Raw genomic sequence first — 16,978 nt, 5'->3', positions numbered from 1 at the left:
CGCACGACCACCCACCCGATCCCCGTTGGAGCCCAGACGTGACCCGATCCACCCCCCGCACCGACCCCGCCACCCGCACGAGCGTCACCCGCTCGGGCGCGCTCGCCGTCGCCGCCGTCCTGGTCCTCACCGCCTGCACCGGGGAGGGCGACGGCGACACACCCACCGACGGCGCCGCTCCCGTCACGCTCGGCCTCACCTACGTCCCCGACATCCAGTTCGCGCCGTTCTACGTCGCCGAGGCGAACGGGTACTACGACGAGGCGGGTCTCGACGTCGAGCTGCGCCACCACGGTGCCAACGAGGGCCTGTTCACGGCGGTCGAGCAGGGTCAGGAGGACGTCGTGGTCGCCAGCGGGGACGAGGTCCTCGCGCAGCGGGCCGGCGGTGGCGACCTGGCGCAGATCGCCACCCTGTACGGACGCTCGCCGGTCGCCCTGCTCGTGCCGGAGGACTCCGACGTGACCGGCCCCGCCGATCTCGCAGGCCTCCGGATCGGGGTGGCCGGCGAGTTCGGCTCCACCTGGCTCGGGCTGCTCGAGATCCTCGACGCGGGCGGTCTGACGACGGACGACGCCGTCGTGACCTCGATCGGCTTCACGCAGACGACCGCCCTCCTGAGCGGTGAGGTCGACGCCGTGATGGGGTACGTCAACGGCGACGCGGTCCGGCTCGCCGCGGCGGGGAGCCCGTCCGGGCGATCGAGCCGCCCGCTCTCGTGAGCGTGGGCATCGCGGTGCCCGACGCCTCCGACCTGACGCCGCAGCAGCAGGAGGCGTTCGTCGACGCGACCCTGCGCGGGGTCGAGGCCGTGATCGAGGATCCGGAGGCCGCCGTCGAGATCGCGGCCGACGTCATCCCGGGCATGACCGACGGCGCCCGCCAGGAGGCCCTCGCGGTGCTCGAGGCGACCATCCCGTACCTGAGCACGAGCGGCGAGACCGACCCGGCGCAGTGGGAGGCGATGGCGCAGGCGATGCTCGCGGCGGGCATCGTCGACACCGTCCCGGACGGTGGTCACCGGAGCCCCGCGGACGCGCCCCGGTAGACTGCCGGCCGTGAAGACGTTCGATTCCCTGTTCGCCGAGCTCTCCGAGAAGGCGCAGACGCGCCCGGCCGGATCCGGCACCGTGGCGGAGCTCGACGCCGGCGTCCACTTCATCGGCAAGAAGCTCGTCGAGGAGGCCGCGGAGGCCTGGATGGCCGCTGAGTTCCAGTCCGACGACGAGGCGGCCGCCGAGCTGTCCCAGCTGCTCTACCACGCGCAGGTGATGATGATCGCGAAGGGCCTGACGCTGCAGGACGTGTACCGACATCTGTGAGGACGAAGCGCCCCACCGATCGCCGACCGACCGGTCGCCGACCCCACGTCCGTCACCCCACCACCGTCAGGAAGCTCCTCCCGTGCTGCGCATCGCCGTTCCGAACAAGGGCTCGCTGAGCGAACCCGCCACCACCATGCTGACCGAGGCGGGCTACCGCCAGCGCCGTGACTCCCGCGAGCTCGTGCTGACCGACGCCGAGAACGAGGTCGAGTTCTTCTTCCTCCGACCGCGCGACATCGCGGTCTACGTCGGCGCCGGCACGGTCGACGCCGGCATCACCGGCCGCGACCTGCTCATCGACTCCGGGGTCGAGGCGATCGAGCACCGCGCCCTCGGCTTCGCCCGCTCGCGGTTCCACTACGCCGCGCCGCCGCAGTCCATCTCCCGCGTCGAGGACCTCCAGGGCCGCCGGATCGCGACGTCGTACAAGGTCCTGGTCGAGCGCCACCTCGCCGAGCGGGGGATCACGGCCGACGTCGTGCGTCTCGACGGCGCGATCGAGTCCACCGTGCAGCTCGGGGTGGCCGACGCCGTCGCCGACGTGGTCGAGACCGGCTCGACGCTGCGCGCGGCAGGGCTGGCCACCTTCGGCGACCAGATCCTCGCCTCCGAGGCCGTGCTGATCCGCCCGCCGGGCGAGCCGCGCGCCGGTTTCGACACGCTCGACCGCCGCATCGCCGGCGTGCTGACGGCGCGCGAGTACGTGCTCATGGACTACGACATCCCGGCGGACCTGGTCGCGCGCGCCGTCGAGGTCTCGCCCGGGCTCGAGTCGCCCACCGTCTCGCCGCTGCACGATCGCGAGTGGGCGGCCGTGCGCGTGATGGTTCCCCGCCGGGCGAGCCACCGCATCATGGACGAGCTCTACGAGATCGGCGCCCGGGCCATCCTCGTGACCCAGATCCACGCCACGCGCCTGTAGGTCGCCGTGACCGAGCAGCACCCCCGTCCCGACCGCCCCCACCGTCACCGTCCGCTCGCCGGGCACGACCGGTGGGCGCCGTTCGCGCCCCGCGGCGCGAAGGTGGTCGCGGCGGTGCTGGCGGTGGTCGTGCTCGTCGCCGTCGTGGCGCTGTTCGCCTTCGTCCGGCCGAACTCCGCCACCCGGCTCGGGCCGCTGGACTACCTGCTGATGATCGCGTTCTGCGGTGTGCTCTGGGGGATCCTGTGGCGCCAGGCGACCGTGAGCGCCGTCCCCGACCCCCGTGGCCTCGTGGTGCGTAACCTCCTGACCACGCGCCGGCTCGAGTGGGCCGAGATCATCTCTGTCCGCTACTCCGCGGACCGCGCGTGGGCGCAGCTCGACCTCGCCGACGGTGACGAGATCGCCGTGATGGCCATCCAGCGGGCCGACGGTCGGGCCGCCACGGCCGCGGCGCAGCGGCTCGCGGCGCTCGTGGACGCCTACGGCACGGCGCCCGAGCGTGGCGCGCCACCCGAGCACCCAGCCCCCGACGGGCCCGCCCCCGACCAGCCCGCCGCCGGTCCCTCCACCGCCGACGCCGACCCCGACCAACCTGAACCTCACGAGGAGGATCGACCGTGACCACGCCCCCGACCACGCCCCCGATCCCGCCCGACACCACCACCACCACCGACACCGGTGCTGACACCGGCATCAGCACCCGGGCAGGAGGGCTCCCGCCGACCTCGCGGTTCGCCGCCGCGCCGAGCGACCTGCCCGCCGACCAGGCGGCCGAGCTCGACGCGCTCGTCGGACGCCTCCCGGCGGGCTGGTCGCTCGTGCGACCCGACGGCACCGACCCCGCCGTCGTCGCCGCGCTGACGTCCCTGCTGCGCGAGCACGAGGAGCACGGACGCGGCTGGCCGGGTGCGGACGAGTCGGTCGTCGCCGCCGAGGTCGGCCCCGACGCCGAGCGCACCCGCGCGAACGTCGTCCTGCTCGACCCGGACGGCGCGGTCCGGGCGTGGGGGAGCGTGCACGACCGCGCGGGCGGGCGGATGCTCTTCGTGCACGTCGTCGCGCGCGACCTCGTCACCGAGGTCGCCGACGCCGCGTCCGCCGTCCTGATCACCTGGGCGGTCGCGCAGGCGGTCACGGTCGGACGCGCCCGCGGCATCGCGGTGCAGCAGATCGACACCGGCGCCTTCGCCGCCGACGACCGGCAGCACGCCTGGCTCGGCGGCTCCGGGTTCGCGCTCGCCCGCACCTGGTGGCAGATGGGGCGCGCAGCCCACGCCTCCGACGTCGACCTGGTCCCCGACCCCGCGAGCTGGGAGCGCCGGGGCGTGCGCTTCCGCCTCGTGCGCCGCGAGGGTGACGGGATGCCGCACGCGGGCGACCTCCGTGACGTCCACGCGGTGCTCGAGGGCGCGTTCGCCGACCACTTCAACTCGTGGGAGGAGAGCTTCGACGAGTTCCTCCACCGGTTGCGCGAGGACCCTGGTCACCGCTGGGACCACTGGTGGCTGGCCGAGCTGCTCGACGACGACGCGACCGACGGCCACGCCGCGCCTCGTCCGGTCGGCGCCCTGGTTGCGACCGTCTCCGGGAGCGGTCCGTCCCCCGACGGCTCCTACGTCTCCTACCTCGGCGTCCTCGAGGCCGCCCGCGGGCGCGGGGTCGCCAAGGGGCTGCTGCACTCGGTGGTGGCCGACGCCGTCGCGCGCGGTCGCGACCGCGTCGCGCTCGAGGTCGACGCCGACTCGCCCACGGGCGCCCACGGGCTCTACCGCTCGCTCGGGTGGGAGACGCGGTACACGACCCAGTCGTGGCACCGCGACGTCGCCGTCAGCTGACCAGGTTCGTCTCGGTCAGCTGACGTCGTCGGTCGCCCGCACGCTCCCGCGCCACGGCCGCACGGCGCGCACCGCCGCCGTCGGGATCGCGCCGTAGACGTGCGGGAACCGCTCCGCCCGCGGTGACGCGTTGCGCGGGTCGCCCGGTTCGGCCACGACGGCGACGCCCGCCTCGCGCAGCGCGTCCGCGTCGACGTCGAGCAGCACCGCACCGCCGTCCGCGAGGTCCGCGTAGAAGGCGTCGGCCACGCCGTCGACCTGGTCCGCGCGCGAGGCGTGCACGAACCCCTGCGCCGCGAGCGGCACACCCCGGGTCGAGACGGCGTAGGTGCCGCCCGAGACGGCGTCGTCCCAGTCCGCGGCCAGCGCCAGGTGGTGCACCGTCCCGGTGACGGGGGCGAGCAGCCGCGCGGCCCAGCGCCCGGCCGCGGCCGCCGCGAGGAACGGCGAGGGGTCCTGCTCGATCGACCGCCCCATCGTCGACAGCCGTACCGGGACCTCGGCCAGGGCCTCCGTCAGCCCGGCCAGCGGCTGGGCCACGAACCGGTGCGGCGTGCGCGGGTGCGTGATCGCGCGGGCCGCGGCCACGACGTCGTCCTGCAGCGCCCCGCTCCAACCGGGGACGTCCGCCCCGTACGCCGACGGCACGACGACGTCGGAGGCCGCCAGGGCGACGCGCCCGTAGGCGGTCGCGCTGTGGTGCGACACTCCGCGGTGCCGCCCGCGCGCGTCGGCGTCGGACACCCGCAGCGACGCGATCCCGCGACCGCGCAGGACCCCCGCCGCGTTCAGCACCTCGCCCGCCGCCACGCCGGAGAACCCCCAGCGCGTCCCCGTGCCGAGATTGCCGGGCCCCTGCGCGACGACGACGGCGTCGACCCCCAGCACGTGCCGCGCCGCCAGCAGACCCGAGTGGACGGTGACGGCCTCGAGATCGCCGCCGAACGCCTGCCCGACCGTGATCGACGCCTCCAGCCACCCGGTCTCCCGCAGCCGTGCGAGCGAGCGCGAGAACCACGCGGGCAGCGCGCCGCCGTCGGTCATGAGGTAGGCCACGCGCGGGGCCGGACGGTCGGCCGCCGCGGCCTCGGCGCGCATCCCGGCCAGGATCGCGGGGACGGCGGAGTGCAGGTCGGCGACGACGACGGGTATCCCGCCCAGGTCGTCCGCGTCGGTCAGGAGGGCGTGCGCGTCGGACTCCTGCTCGTCCACGCCCAGCACCATCGGCTGCAGCGGTGTGTACCGCGCCTTCACGAGGTGCCCGGGGGAGGCGGGCGGGTCAGCGGGAAGGGCGTCGGGGACCGCGGCGACCATCGCGTAGCCGCCCGTCCCCAGGCCGCGTGCCAGCGCCGAGCACGTGAGGCTGACGCGGTCACCGACGGCCGGCGTCCCGACGAGGTCCGTGTAGGCGAGGGCCTTGACGCTGGTCCCCGGCCCGACGGCGGCCGGCTCGGCCGGTCCGGCCGCGATCTCGACCTGCAGCTCCAGCGCCCCCCGCCACGCCGCTCCGGTGCCGGTCACCACGCCGTCGCGCCAGATGATCATGGCCCCCATCATGCCGCCCACTAGGCTGGAGGCGATGTCCACAACGGTGACGCCGGCGGAACGGCTGCTCGACCTCGTCATCGCGCTCACCCACACCGAGCACCGCATGACGAAGGCCGACGTGCGCCGCCACGTCAACGGCTACTCCCACGCCGGCAACGACGACGCGTTCGAGCGGATGTTCGAGCGGGACAAGGTCACGCTGCGCGAGCTCGGCATCCCGCTCGTCACGCTCACCGACGACGCCCACGGCGACGACATCGGCTACCGCATCGACCTGGACGGGTACGACCTGCCCCACGTCGACCTCACCCCCGCCGAGATCGGCGTCCTCAGCGTCGCCGCCCAGGTCTGGGACGGCGAGCACCTCGACCTGCCCGCCCGCCGCGCGCTGACCAAGCTGCGCGCCGTTTCCCCGGCCGCCTCGGGCGAGCTCAGCGGTCACGTGCTCCGGATCCCGCCGCCGTCGGCCACGTTCGACCCGCTGCTCAGCGCGATCGCCGACCGCGCCGTCGTGACGTTCACCTACCGGGCGGCGACGTCGCGCGCCGCGTCCCAGCGACGCGTCGAGCCGTGGCGGCTGGTGGTGCGCGACGGCGCCTGGTACGTGCTCGGGCACGACCTCGTGCGCGACGCCGAGCGGCTCTTCCGCCTCACGCGCATCACCGGTGCGGTGCGGGTCGGCGCGGCGGGGTCCGCGGTGCACCCGCGGTCCGCGGCGACCGACGAAGGCGCCGCGTCGGTCGACGGCGCGAGTGGGACGACCTCGACGGCGCGGGTCGCCGTCCGCCCGGAGCGCGCGGCGCAGGTGCGGCTGCGCGCGACGTCGGTCACGACCGGCGACGGGCGCTGGGCGGGCTGGGACCTCCTCGCGCTGCCGGTCGGCGACGTCGAGGACCTCGCCGGCCTCCTCGCGGGTCACACCGACGCCGTCGTCGTGCTGGACCCGCCCCACCTGCGCGACGCCGTCGTGAGCCGCCTGCGCGCGGCGGCGGCGCTCGCCGGCCCGGAGGCGCCCCGTGGCTGAACCGACCTCGACCCGACTCGCGCGCCTCCTCGCGATGGTGGCCTACCTCGCCGAGCGCGACGACGTCCCCGTCGCGGAGCTCGCCGAGCACTTCGGCGTGCCGCAGGCGCAGATCATGAAGGACGTCGACACGCTCTGGGTCTCCGGCACGCCCGGCTACCAGCCCGACGACCTGCTGGACTTCTCGGCCGACTCCTACGACGCGCAGCGCATCACGCTGACGAACGCCCGCGGCATGGACCGGCCGCTGCGCCTCGGCCCCGGCGAGGCCGTCGCGCTCATCGTCGCGCTGCGTGCCCTCGCGAACCTGCCGGGCATGGGTGCGGACCCGGCCGTCGCCTCCGCCCTGGCCAAGCTGACCGCCGCGGCGGGCGACGCCGCACAGGCGGCCGACGCCGTCGCGCTCGAGCGGGCCGACGCCGTCGACGCGCCGCTCGAGGACCACCTCGCCCGTGTCCTGGCGGTCGCCCGCGCGGCCCTCGCGGCGCGTGAGCGCGTCCACCTGCGCTACACCGCGGCGTCAGACGCCACGACCGAGCGCGACGTCGACCCGCTCGAGCTGCTCAGCGACGGCGAGTCGTGGTTCCTGCGCGGCTGGTGCCTGCTGGCCGACGGCGTGCGGCACTTCCGCCTCGACCGGGTCGGCGAGATCACCCGCACCGGCGTGGCCGCGGCCGCGCACGAGGTCGCACCCGGCACGGGTCGCGTCCGCCCCGAGTCCGGGGCGCTGAGCGCCCGGCTCGCGCTGACACCGCGCAGCCGGTGGGTGGCGGAGCGGTTCGGCGGCGAGGTCGTCGCCGAGGACGACGCGCGCATCGTCGTCGCGCTCGACGTCGCCGACGAGGCCTGGCTCGCCCGGCTGGTGCTCGACCTCGGCCCCGACGTGCTCGGCCTGGAGCCCGCGGACGTCGCCGCCGCGATCGCCGGGCGCGCGTCCGCCGCCCTGACGGCCTATCCCCTGACAGCCGACGAGGAGGTGGGCTGATGCCCTGGTGGTTGATCTGGCTCGTGCTGGCGGTGGCCGCGCTCGGGGTGCTCGCGCTGATCGGGTGGCGCCTGTACCGGTCCTTCCGCGCGCTGATGGCCGAGGTGGGGCGGGCGCAGCAGGTGCTCGAGCGCCTCGAGACGCGGCTCGCCGAGCTCGAGGAGCTCGCGGCGGCCGGCGGCGCGATCGTCCCCGAGATCACCGCGGACGACGCCCGGCGCGAGCAGCTGCGCGGTGTACGCGCGCAGGTGCGCTCGGTGCGGCGCGCGCGCAAGGTCGAGCGCCACGAGCGCGCGAGCCGGCGCTGGGCGGACATCACCGGCGACACCGGGGCCTGAGGGGCGCGAGGGGAGTCGGACCGTGACGCGTATCGGGCTGCTGGTCAACCCCACGGCGGGGCGGGGCCGGGCGGCCGGGGTCGGTCGGGTCGCCCTCGAGCAGCTGCGGGCTGCGGGGCACGACGTCGTCGACCTCACCGCGTCCGACGGCGGGGCCGCGGCCGGGAGCGCGCGGGAGTTCCTGCTGGGCGGCGGCACGGGGGACGACCTCGCCCTCGTCGCGGTGGGGGGCGACGGCGTCGTGAACCTCGCCGCGAACGCGATCCTCGCGCACGCTCCGCACGTGCCGCTCGGTCTCGTGCCCGCCGGGACCGGTGACGACACCGCGCGGGCGCTCGGGCTCCCGCGTCGTGACCCGGTCGCCGCGGTCGCGCGACTGCTCGCCGCGCTGGCCCGTCCGCCGCAGGTGGTGGACGTCGGCGTCGTCGGGAGGGCGGGCGAGGGTGGCGACGGCGACGCTGAGGACGGCGGCGTCGCCCCGCCGCACCGCCGCTACTTCGTGGGTGTCCTCAGCGCGGGGATCGACGCGGCGGTGAACGCCCGCGCCAACCGGCTGCGGTGGCCGCGGGGACCGCTGCGCTACGTGGTCGCCCTCGCGGTCGAGCTCGCGGGTTTCCGCGGGTTCGCGATCCGCGTCGTGGCCGACGGCGCGGACGCGGGAGGAGCCGGCACCCTCGTCGCCGTCGCCAACACGCGCTCGATCGGTGGCGGCATGCGCATCGCGCCGGACGCGTCGTGGACCGACGGGCTGCTCGAGGTGGTCACCGCCCGGACCATCCCGCGCCGCACCCTGGCGGTGATCTTCCCGCGCGTGTACGCGGGCACGCACGTGGGCCACCCGGTCGTCCAGGTCACGCGCGCGAGCGAGGTGCTGCTCCTCCGTGGCGAGAGCACGAGCACGGGCGCCGGTACCGGTCGGGCGGGTGGACGCCGTCGGCCACCCGCCCCCGCACCCTCGTGCACGCCGACGGCGAGCCGGTCGGGCACGTGCCGCTGCGGGTGCGCGTCGTGGCGGGAGCGCTGCGGGTGCTCGCCTAGGGTGGAGCCATGAGCTCTCCGGCCGAGCGGTACGCGGCCTCGCGCCGTCGGGCGAAGCAGACCTCCGCGATGGGGCCGCTCGCGCAGGCGCTGGAGGACTTCGAGCGCTCGCTCGACTTCCCCCTGGACGACTTCCAGAGCGAGTCCTGCCGGCACCTCGCCTCGGGGCAGGACGTGCTGGTGGCGGCCCCGACCGGGGCGGGCAAGACCGTCGTGGGGGAGTGCGCCGTCCACCTCGCGCTCGCGTCCGGGCGCAAGGCCTTCTACACCACGCCGATCAAGGCCCTGTCGAACCAGAAGTACCTCGACCTCGCCCGCGTGCACGGCGCGGACCGCGTGGGCCTGCTGACCGGTGACGTCTCGGTGAACGCGGACGCACCCGTCGTCGTCATGACGACCGAGGTGCTGCGCAACATGATCTACGCGGGCTCGTCCGCGCTCACCGACCTCGGCTACGTCGTCATGGACGAGGTGCACTACCTCGCCGACGCGTTCCGCGGCCCCGTGTGGGAGGAGGTCATCCTCCTGCTCGTGCCGACCGTGCGGCTGGTCTCGCTGTCCGCGACCGTGTCCAACGCCGAGGAGTTCGGTCAGTGGCTCACCGCGGTGCGGGGCACGACGGCGGTCGTCGTCTCCGAGCACCGGCCCGTCCCGCTGTGGCAGCACATGATGGTGCGCAGCGAGGTCGTCGACCTCTACACCACCCGCTCCGACGGCACCGATCCCGCGGGCGCCGTGCTGAATCCCGACCTCGTGGAGGCCGTCCGGCGGGCCGAGCGCAGCGCCGTCGGCCCCGGCGACGGCGACGGCGGCGGTCACGGCGGACGCGGTTCTCGGGGGTCGGCCGCGCACCGGGGCCGCGGTCGGGGCGGACGGCCCGACCGCGGCGGCCACGGCTCGCCGCGCGGCCGCTCGGACAGGGCCGGCGGGGTGCGACCGCCGCGCCGCGACACCGTCATCGAGCGCCTCGACGTCGCCGCGCTGCTGCCGGCCATCGTGTTCGTGTTCTCGCGCGCCGGCTGCGAGGCCGCCGTCGACCAGGTCCTCGCCTCCGGCATCCGGCTGACGACGCAGGCCGAGCAGCGCGAGATCGGCGAGATCCTCGAGCAGACCTCGGTGCGGATCCCCGCGGAGGACCTCGACGCCGTCGGCTTCTCCTCCTTCGCGGCCGCCGCGATGCGCGGGGTCGCGGCGCACCACGCCGGTCTGCTGCCGGTCTTCAAGGAAGCGGTCGAGGCGCTGTTCGGCGCCGGCCTCGTCAAGGTGGTGTTCGCGACCGAGACGCTCGCGCTGGGTGTGAACATGCCGGCGCGCTCCGTCGTCGTCGAGCGCCTGGTGAAGTGGGACGGGCGCGAGCACGCCGCCCTCACGCCGGGGGAGTACACGCAGCTGACGGGCCGCGCGGGGCGCCGCGGGATCGACGTCGAGGGCCACGCGGTCGTGCTCTACGCCTCCGGGGTCGACCCGAACGCGGTGGCCGGGCTCGCCTCCCGACGCACCTACCCGCTGCGGTCCCGGTTCACGCCGACCTACAACATGGCGGTCAACCTCCTGACGACGGCGCCGTACGGGCGCGTGCGCGACATCCTCGAGCAGTCCTTCGCCCAGTTCCAGGCCGACCGCTCCGTGGTGGGGCTGGCGCGGCAGCTGCGCAAGCACGAGGACGCGCTCGCGGGCTACCGCGAGTCGATGGCGTGCGACCGCGGGGACATCGGCGCCTACCTCGACCTGCAGCGCCGCCTGTCCGACGTCGAGGCGGACGGGCAGCGGCAGCGGTCCCAGGCGCGCCGGCGCGCGGCCGCCGAGTCGCTCGCCGGGCTGCGGACCGGTGACGTGCTCGAGATCGCGCGCGGTCGGCGCTCGGCGTGGGTCGTGGTGGTCGACCCCGGTACGCCGGGGTTCGACGGACCCCAGCCGCAGGTGCTCGGTGAGGAGCGCCAGGTGCGCACGCTCACGGCGCACGACGCACCGCACGGCGTCAGCGTCGTCGGCCGCGTGAAGGTGCCGCGCGCGTTCACCGCGCGGGACGCGCAGGCGCGCCGCGACCTCGCCTCGAGCCTGCGCAACGCGCTCGCAGCGGGTTTCTCCGGGAAGGCGGCACCGCGGGCCGACGCGGCCGGCGCCGCGACCGCGCCGGGCACGACCGACGACATCGCGCGGCTGCGGGCCGCGCTGCGCGCGCACCCGTGCCACGGCTGCCCGGAGCGCGAGGACCACCTGCGGTGGGCCCGACGCGCGGAGGGGCTGCAGGCCGACCACGACCGCCTCAGCGCCCGCATCGCGAGCCGGACCGCGTCGATCGCGCGCGACTTCGACCGGGTGTGCGAGGTGCTGCTCGAGCTCGGCTACCTCGAGCGCGACGACGACGCGCCCGAGCCGAATGCCGGGCCCGAGTCGGCACCCGCCACGCACGTCACGGCCTCCGGGCGCTGGCTGCGACGCATCTACGCCGAGCGCGACCTGGTCCTCGCGCAGTGCCTCGCCTCCGGCGCGTGGGACCAGCTCGACGCCGCCGAGCTCGCCGCCGTCGCGACCACGATCGTGTACTCCTCCCGGGGCGACGACGACGGCGGGCCGCGTGCCGTCCCCGGCGTCTCCTCACGCCTCACGCAGGCGCTCGAGGCCACCACCCGGATCGCCGCCCAGGTCGACGCGCTCGAGCGCGAGGCGGGCCTGACGCCGGCCCCGCCGGTCGACACCGGGTTCGTGCGCCTGGCGCACCGCTGGGCGCGGGGCGAGAGCCTCGGTGACGTGCTCAGCCACGGGGACCTGGCCGCCGGCGACTTCGTCCGCTGGTGCAAGCAGGTCCTCGACGTCCTCGACCAGATGGCGGGCGCCGCCCCGTCGCCCACCCTGCGCCGGCACGCCCGCGAGGCCATGGACCTCGTGCGGCGCGGCGTCGTCGCCCAGGAGCTCGTGTGACCGGATCCCACCCCAGCCGCCTCGACGCGTCGGCCCCCGCCGCACCGGCCCCGGCGGGCGGTCCCGCCGATCCGACCCTGTTCCGGAACGGGACCGTCTACTCCGACGCCGACCGGTTCGCCACCGCGATCCTCCTGGCCGCCGGCGCCGTGATGTGGCTCGGTGACGAGACCGGCGCGGACGCGCAGGTGCGCGCGGCGGAGCGCGACGGCGGCGGGCTCGAGGTCGTCGACCTCGCCGGTGCGCTCCTGACCCCCGCCTTCGTGGACGCCGTCGGCGGCAGCGGCGCCTCCGGGTCCGCGCTGGCCGGGCAGGGCGTCGTCGCGTCGCTGTCGTCGGACTCGCGTGCACCGTGGGCCGCCGTCGTGGGGGACGCCGCCGAGCTGGACGCGCTGGACCCGGGCACGGTGGTCTGCCTCGACCCCACGACCACCCGCCTCGACCTGGCCGCGCTCGCCTCGGCCGGCGTCCCGCTCGCCCTCGGGCTCGCGACGCCGGACGGCGGGCCGTGGCACCGCGTGCAGCACGCCCTGGCCGCCGGTCTGTCGGCCCGAGCCGCCTTCCTGGCCCACACCCGCGGGGCGTGGCGGGCGAGTGCGCGGCCCGACGGTCCGACCCTCGGGCGGCTGGCCGTGGGTGCTCCGGCGACCGCCGTGGTGTGGGACGCCGAGGAGCTCGTCACCCAGGCGGCCGACGCCCGCCGGTCGGAGTGGTCGCTCGACTCGCGCTCGGGCCTCGCGCCGCTGCCGCGGCTCGGCGGTCTGGACGAGACCGGGTGGCGCGCGCCCGTGGCGGTGCTCACCGTGCGCGACGGGGTCGTGCTGCACCGGGCCTGACGGGTGGCTGCGACCCGCACGGTCGGCCGCGCTTGCGGATCGGAGTCCGACACGCCGTCCCGACACGCCGGGCGACCTGATCGGATCGCGGCCCCGGGCGCTGCCGCTGACCTGCACGAACGGTCGTCACCTGCGATGACGCGCCCTTGACACGATCTCCGCCCGCGAGGTTGTGTGCACGTGCACCGCGGATGGGGGACGTCCGCCACCGCAGTGGGGCGGACCGTGGTCCGGTCCGCGTGAGGCCCTAGACAACGTCGCCGACGGCGACGGCCCGAAGTCTCACGCGGACCGACCCGGTCTCGCTTCCCCCGTATCCTGGCGGGGTGCCGCGCCCCGCCGATCTGCCCGTCCCGTCGCGCGTGACGACCCTCCTCCTCGCGGTCCTCGGTGGCCTGGTGACCGACGCCGCGTTCCCGCAGCGGGGGCTGTGGCCCGCCGCCGTCCTGGGGCTCGCGCTGCTCGTGATCGCGCTCCGCCGGGACAGCGCCCGGTGGGCGTTCCTCGTCGGCCTCCTCTGGGGCCTGTCGTTCTTCCTGGTCCACCTCTGGTGGGCGCACGAGTCCGTGGGCGCCGTGCCGTGGGTCGCACTCTCGACCGCGCAGGCGATCGCCGTCGGGCTGGTGTGCGTCACGTGGGCGTGGGTGCGTCGCACCCCGCCCTGACCCACCGCGCGTGGCTCGCCGCACCGGCGTTCGCGCTCGTGTGGACCACCGGCGAGATCGTGCGCTCGCTCGTGCCCTTCGGCGGGTTCCCGTGGGGCCGGATCGCCTTCAGCCAGACGGGGTCTCCGCTCCTGCGCCTGGCCGCCCTCGGGGGAGCGACCCTGGTCTCGACGGTCGTCGCGCTCCTCGCGCTCGTCGCCGCGACGGCGTGGTGGGGCCTGCGACGCCGGCACCCCGCCCGCGCCGTGGGCGCGGCGCTCGTGGTCGTGGCCGTCCCGGTGGCCGCCCTGGCCGTGCCGCTGGACGTGCGGGCGCAGGAGGGGCGCGCGAGCGTCGGCATCGTCCAGGGCAACGTCTCCGAACCCGGCCTCGGGGCGTTCCACAACGCCCGCGAGGTCATCGGGAACCACTCCCGCGGCACGATCGGCCTCGCCGGGGAGCACGCCGGGGAGCTCGACGTCGTGCTCTGGCCCGAGAACGCGGCCGACTACGACCCGCGCACGGACGACCAGGCGCGCGACGCCGTCGAGCTCGCCGCCGAGACGATCGGCGCACCGATCATGCTCGGGACGCAGAGCTACGCGTTCGACGACGAGGGCAGGGCCACGGCACGCTACAACGACGTCGTGCTGTGGGAGCCGGGGGTGGGAGCGACCGAGGTCTACGCCAAGCAGCACCCGGCGCCGTTCGCCGAGTACGTCCCGCTGCGCGACCTGGCGCGGCGGTTCTCCGACGCCGTCGACCTGGTCTCCGTCGACATGGCGCCCGGGCGCGAGGTCGGGATCGTCCCCGTGGAGGTCGACGGCAGGTCGGTGCCGTTCGGCGTCGCCATCTGCTTCGAGGTCGCGTACGACGCTCTGGTGCGCGAGTCGGTCGCCCAGGGCGCCGAGGTGATCGTCGTTCCGACCAACAACGCCTCCTTCGGCGACACCGCCGAGTCCGAGCAGCAGCTGGCGATGACGATCTTCCGGGCGGTCGAGCACGGCCGCGCCGCGGTCCAGGTCTCGACCGTCGGCGTCTCCGGCGTGGTGACGCCGAACGGCGTCGTCACCCAGCGCACCGAGCTGTTCACCGCCGACGCCCTGACGGCGGACCTCCCGCTGCGGACGTCGCTCACGCTCGCGACCCGGCTCGGTGTCGTGCCCGACGTCGTCGTCGGGGGACTGACGGCGGTGCTGCTGGCACTCGGGATCGGTCTCGGTCGGATGAGGGGCGCCGACCGCGAGCGCGGCGCACGCGCCGGGAGCGGATCGCGACGGCGCTGACGGCGTCGCGCTGAGCCGACGCCCGCGGCGGAGTCCGACGAACCCGAGGACGAGGAGGGCCCCGACGTCGGTGACGTCGGGGCCCGTGGATCGCCCGGTGTGCGGACGGGGTGTCAGGCGCTCTTGCGCAGCGCCCCGGACCGCAGGAGGTCGAGGCGCTCGTTGAGCAGGTCCTCGAGCTCGGCGATGGAGCGGCGCTCGAGCAGCATGTCCCAGTGGGTGCGCTGCGGCTTGACCGGGCCGGGCTCGGGGCGCTCGGCGTCGCGCAGCAGCGCCTCGCCGCCGTTCGGGGCCTCCCAGATCGGCGGGATGTCGGCCTCGGCCGAGAACGGGATGACCAGGACGGTGCCGTCCGGGCAGTCGTAGACGGCCTCGACGCGCGGCGCGAACTCCACGCCGACCTCGGACTCCATGCTGTTGGCGCCGATCTTCATGCCCCGCAGGGTGCGCTCTGCCATGGTGCTCTCCTCACTTCGGGCGTGGAGGGCCCGTGCTCAGGGCGACGGGGTCGGGTGCAGGCTCCACGCAGGCTTCCACGTCGTCCAACGTCGGCGCACCGCCAGATGTTCCCGCCGGATCGATGCAACCCGCGTGCTCGGGGTGACCTCGGCCACGTGCGCGCCCGGACGCGAGCAGCTGCGGCGGCCGGTCCGTGGTGGGATGGGGCCGTGCCCCTGTTCAGCCTGCCGCACGCGTCCTCCTCGGCGCCACCCAGGATCGTCGTCCCCGTGCTGGGCGCCGACGAGCACGCGGTGCTCGCGCACGCGGTCGAGGTCGCACGGAGCGGGGCCGACGTCGCCGAGTGGCGGCTCGACGCGTGGGGCGCGCACGACGGCGTCGGTGCGGTCGCCATGCTCCCGCGCCTGCGCGCGGCGCTGGACGGGCTGCCCGTTCTCGCCACCTACCGCTCCCGCGGCGAGGGAGGCCCGGGCGCCCTCGACGACGACGGGTACGCGGCGCTGCTGACGTCGCTCCTGGAGGGTCCGCACGATCCGCCCGAGGGGATCGACCTCGAGCTGACGCGCGAGGGAAGCGTGGTGGCCGAGCTCACGACGCGGGCGCGCGCCCACGGCGTGAGCGTGGTCGGGTCGAGCCACGACTTCGCCGCGACCCCGTCCGACGACGAGCTCGACACGATCTTCGATCTGCTCGCGGCGCGTGGTTCCGACGTGCTGAAGGTGGCAGTGACGCCCGCGGACCGGGGTGACGTGCTGCGGCTGCTCGACGCGGCGCACCGGGCCGCGCGCCACGGGGTGGCCGTGCTGCCCGTGGCGATGGGGGAGGCGGGCGCCCTCACGCGGGTCGCCGGTCAGGGGTGGGGCGCGCCGGCGACCTTCGCGATGGTGGGGGCGGGGTCGGCGCCGGGGCAGGTGCCGGTCGCCGTGCTCCGGCGGGCGCTGGACGCCGTCGACGACGCGCTGCGAGCTGCCGCGGGTCCGGCCGGCGTCGGTGTCCGCGCGACCTGCGAGGCGCACCCGACCGGGGGAGCGGCGTGAGCGCGCGCCCCGCCGTCGTGCTCTGCGGGCCGATGGGCTCCGGCAAGAGCGCGGTGGGCCGACGCCTCGCGACGCGCCTCGCGACCGGGTTCCTGGACTCGGACACCGAAGTCGAGGAGACCGAGGGGCGGACCGTGGCGGAGATCTTCGCGAGCGACGGCGAGCCGCGCTTCCGCGACCTCGAGCACGCCGCCGTGGCTCGCGCGCTGACGGGGCACGACGGTGTGCTCGCCCTGGGAGGCGGCGCGGTGATGGACGCCCGCACACAGGAGGCCCTCGCCGACTACCGCGCCGCGGGTGGGGTGGTCGCGTACCTGCAGGTGGGCGTGCGGGACGCGATGCTGCGGATCGGGTCGGCGGCATCGCGACCGCTCCTGGCCGAGGACCCCCGCGAGCGGTGGTCGCGGCTGGCGAGCGAGCGGGAGGGCACCTACCGCCTCGTGAGCGACCTCGTCGTCGTGACCGATCGACGCTCACCCGGCGCCGTGGTGCGGGAGATCGCCGATCACCTCTCCGGCGCCGAGGAGTGGCGCGCCACCACGAGGTAGACCACCGGTCCGGCGATCGGGAACGCCAGGATCCCGAAGAACCACAGCAGGTGCGTGAGCGACGCGTCCCGGCGTCGCCCCCAGCCGACGAGCGCGAGGACCGCCAGGACGAGTGCGCCGCCGACCACCAGGGTCCACACGACGTCGTAGGTCGCGGGGGGAAGCAGGGAGGCGGGGCCGTCGGGGACCGTCATCCGTCCACGCTAGGACAGGGGTGGTCCCGACGCA

The 16,978-nt window shown here is 75.8% G+C and carries 19 protein-coding genes; 16 read left to right on the top strand and 3 right to left on the bottom strand.

The window, feature by feature from the left end; genetic code table 11:
* The first annotated feature begins 38 nt into the window (after positions 1 to 38).
* The 6 genes from QQK22_RS06160 (at position 39) to QQK22_RS06135 (ending at position 4,085) form a co-directional block, all read left to right on the top strand.
* Positions 39 to 722, top strand: a complete 684-nt coding sequence (locus QQK22_RS06160; protein WP_284250145.1) for an ABC transporter substrate-binding protein — start codon at positions 39 to 41, stop codon at positions 720 to 722.
* Positions 719 to 1,048 carry a substrate-binding domain-containing protein gene (locus QQK22_RS06155; RefSeq protein ID WP_284250144.1) on the top strand — a complete coding sequence of 110 codons (330 nt, stop codon included), beginning with the start codon at positions 719 to 721 and terminating at the stop codon, positions 1,046 to 1,048. Before QQK22_RS06160 ends, QQK22_RS06155 begins: the two co-directional genes overlap by 4 nt.
* A 10-nt stretch (positions 1,049 to 1,058) precedes the next feature.
* Positions 1,059 to 1,322 carry a phosphoribosyl-ATP diphosphatase gene (locus tag QQK22_RS06150; RefSeq protein ID WP_284250143.1) on the top strand — a complete coding sequence of 88 codons (264 nt, stop codon included), beginning with the start codon at positions 1,059 to 1,061 and terminating at the stop codon, positions 1,320 to 1,322.
* 82 nt (positions 1,323 to 1,404) lie between these two features.
* Positions 1,405 to 2,247 (top strand): ATP phosphoribosyltransferase, encoded by an 843-nt coding sequence (gene hisG / locus QQK22_RS06145; protein WP_284250142.1) that lies wholly within the window; start codon positions 1,405 to 1,407, stop codon positions 2,245 to 2,247.
* A 6-nt stretch (positions 2,248 to 2,253) separates the two neighbouring features.
* The gene (locus tag QQK22_RS06140; protein ID WP_284250141.1) at positions 2,254 to 2,871 is read left to right on the top strand and encodes a PH domain-containing protein; all 618 of its coding nucleotides are present in this window, start codon (positions 2,254 to 2,256) and stop codon (positions 2,869 to 2,871) included.
* Positions 2,868 to 4,085: a GNAT family N-acetyltransferase gene (locus QQK22_RS06135; protein ID WP_284250140.1), complete on the top strand. Its 1,218-nt coding sequence runs from the start codon at positions 2,868 to 2,870 to the stop codon at positions 4,083 to 4,085. Before QQK22_RS06140 ends, QQK22_RS06135 begins: the two co-directional genes overlap by 4 nt.
* A 15-nt stretch (positions 4,086 to 4,100) precedes the next feature.
* On the opposite strand, the gene QQK22_RS06125 is transcribed toward QQK22_RS06135, so the two are convergent.
* On the bottom strand, positions 4,101 to 5,630 hold the full coding sequence (locus QQK22_RS06125; protein WP_348525516.1) for a DUF3866 family protein: 1,530 nt from the start codon (positions 5,628 to 5,630) through the stop codon (positions 4,101 to 4,103).
* Between the two features lie 34 nt (positions 5,631 to 5,664).
* On the opposite strand from QQK22_RS06125, the gene QQK22_RS06120 reads away from it, so the two are divergent.
* From QQK22_RS06120 to lnt, 8 genes are all read left to right on the top strand, one after another.
* Complete coding sequence (locus QQK22_RS06120; protein ID WP_284250139.1) at positions 5,665 to 6,657, top strand: helix-turn-helix transcriptional regulator; 993 nt, start codon at positions 5,665 to 5,667, stop codon at positions 6,655 to 6,657.
* Entirely contained in the window at positions 6,650 to 7,642 is a 993-nt protein-coding gene (locus tag QQK22_RS06115) for a helix-turn-helix transcriptional regulator (RefSeq protein ID WP_284250138.1), read from the top strand. The genes QQK22_RS06120 and QQK22_RS06115 overlap by 8 nt, the downstream gene beginning before the upstream one ends.
* Positions 7,642 to 7,980: a hypothetical protein gene (locus QQK22_RS06110; RefSeq protein ID WP_284250137.1), complete on the top strand. Its 339-nt coding sequence runs from the start codon at positions 7,642 to 7,644 to the stop codon at positions 7,978 to 7,980. The genes QQK22_RS06115 and QQK22_RS06110 overlap by 1 nt, the downstream gene beginning before the upstream one ends.
* Before the next feature lie 22 nt (positions 7,981 to 8,002).
* Positions 8,003 to 9,031 (top strand): diacylglycerol/lipid kinase family protein, encoded by a 1,029-nt coding sequence (locus QQK22_RS06105; protein WP_284250136.1) that lies wholly within the window; start codon positions 8,003 to 8,005, stop codon positions 9,029 to 9,031.
* Positions 9,028 to 11,940 (top strand): DEAD/DEAH box helicase, encoded by a 2,913-nt coding sequence (locus QQK22_RS06100; RefSeq protein ID WP_284250135.1) that lies wholly within the window; start codon positions 9,028 to 9,030, stop codon positions 11,938 to 11,940. The genes QQK22_RS06105 and QQK22_RS06100 overlap by 4 nt, the downstream gene beginning before the upstream one ends.
* The gene (locus QQK22_RS06095) at positions 11,937 to 12,776 is read left to right on the top strand and encodes a hypothetical protein (protein WP_284250133.1); all 840 of its coding nucleotides are present in this window, start codon (positions 11,937 to 11,939) and stop codon (positions 12,774 to 12,776) included. Before QQK22_RS06100 ends, QQK22_RS06095 begins: the two co-directional genes overlap by 4 nt.
* Before the next feature lie 326 nt (positions 12,777 to 13,102).
* Positions 13,103 to 13,441 (top strand): hypothetical protein, encoded by a 339-nt coding sequence (locus QQK22_RS06090; protein ID WP_284250131.1) that lies wholly within the window; start codon positions 13,103 to 13,105, stop codon positions 13,439 to 13,441.
* Complete coding sequence (gene lnt / locus QQK22_RS06085; RefSeq protein ID WP_284250130.1) at positions 13,417 to 14,706, top strand: apolipoprotein N-acyltransferase; 1,290 nt, start codon at positions 13,417 to 13,419, stop codon at positions 14,704 to 14,706. Before QQK22_RS06090 ends, lnt begins: the two co-directional genes overlap by 25 nt.
* 113 nt (positions 14,707 to 14,819) lie before the next feature.
* Here lnt and QQK22_RS06080 read toward each other — a convergent pair whose 3' ends face one another.
* Positions 14,820 to 15,164 carry an RNA polymerase-binding protein RbpA gene (locus tag QQK22_RS06080; protein ID WP_284250129.1) on the bottom strand — a complete coding sequence of 115 codons (345 nt, stop codon included), beginning with the start codon at positions 15,162 to 15,164 and terminating at the stop codon, positions 14,820 to 14,822.
* Between the two features lie 210 nt (positions 15,165 to 15,374).
* Here QQK22_RS06080 and aroD point away from each other — a divergent pair, with 210 nt between their 5' ends.
* Together aroD and QQK22_RS06070 are read left to right on the top strand one after the other, a co-directional pair.
* On the top strand, positions 15,375 to 16,202 hold the full coding sequence (gene aroD, locus QQK22_RS06075; protein WP_284250128.1) for a type I 3-dehydroquinate dehydratase: 828 nt from the start codon (positions 15,375 to 15,377) through the stop codon (positions 16,200 to 16,202).
* Positions 16,199 to 16,750, top strand: a complete 552-nt coding sequence (locus QQK22_RS06070; protein WP_284250126.1) for a shikimate kinase — start codon at positions 16,199 to 16,201, stop codon at positions 16,748 to 16,750. The genes aroD and QQK22_RS06070 overlap by 4 nt, the downstream gene beginning before the upstream one ends.
* Here QQK22_RS06070 and QQK22_RS06065 read toward each other — a convergent pair.
* A complete protein-coding gene (locus QQK22_RS06065) occupies positions 16,708 to 16,944 on the bottom strand; it encodes a PLDc N-terminal domain-containing protein (RefSeq protein WP_284250124.1) in 237 nt (78 codons plus the stop codon). The genes QQK22_RS06070 and QQK22_RS06065 overlap by 43 nt on opposite strands.
* Between the last annotated feature and the right edge of the window lie 34 nt (positions 16,945 to 16,978).

It is taken from the genome of Litorihabitans aurantiacus (genome assembly GCF_030161595.1).
Lineage (GTDB): Bacteria > Actinomycetota > Actinomycetes > Actinomycetales > Beutenbergiaceae > Litorihabitans > Litorihabitans aurantiacus.
Note: the sequence above shows the minus strand (reverse complement) of the source record. Positions and strands in the feature narration are given on the sequence as shown.

Coding starts and splice junctions, on each gene's coding strand:
- QQK22_RS06125 (WP_348525516.1), bottom strand. CDS start 5,630: ATGATCATCTGGCGCGACGGCGTGGTGACCGGCACCGGAGCGGCGTGG.
- QQK22_RS06120 (WP_284250139.1), top strand. CDS start 5,665: ATGTCCACAACGGTGACGCCGGCGGAACGGCTGCTCGACCTCGTCATC.
- QQK22_RS06110 (WP_284250137.1), top strand. CDS start 7,642: ATGCCCTGGTGGTTGATCTGGCTCGTGCTGGCGGTGGCCGCGCTCGGG.
- QQK22_RS06080 (WP_284250129.1), bottom strand. CDS start 15,164: ATGGCAGAGCGCACCCTGCGGGGCATGAAGATCGGCGCCAACAGCATG.
- QQK22_RS06100 (WP_284250135.1), top strand. CDS start 9,028: ATGAGCTCTCCGGCCGAGCGGTACGCGGCCTCGCGCCGTCGGGCGAAG.
- QQK22_RS06065 (WP_284250124.1), bottom strand. CDS start 16,944: ATGACGGTCCCCGACGGCCCCGCCTCCCTGCTTCCCCCCGCGACCTAC.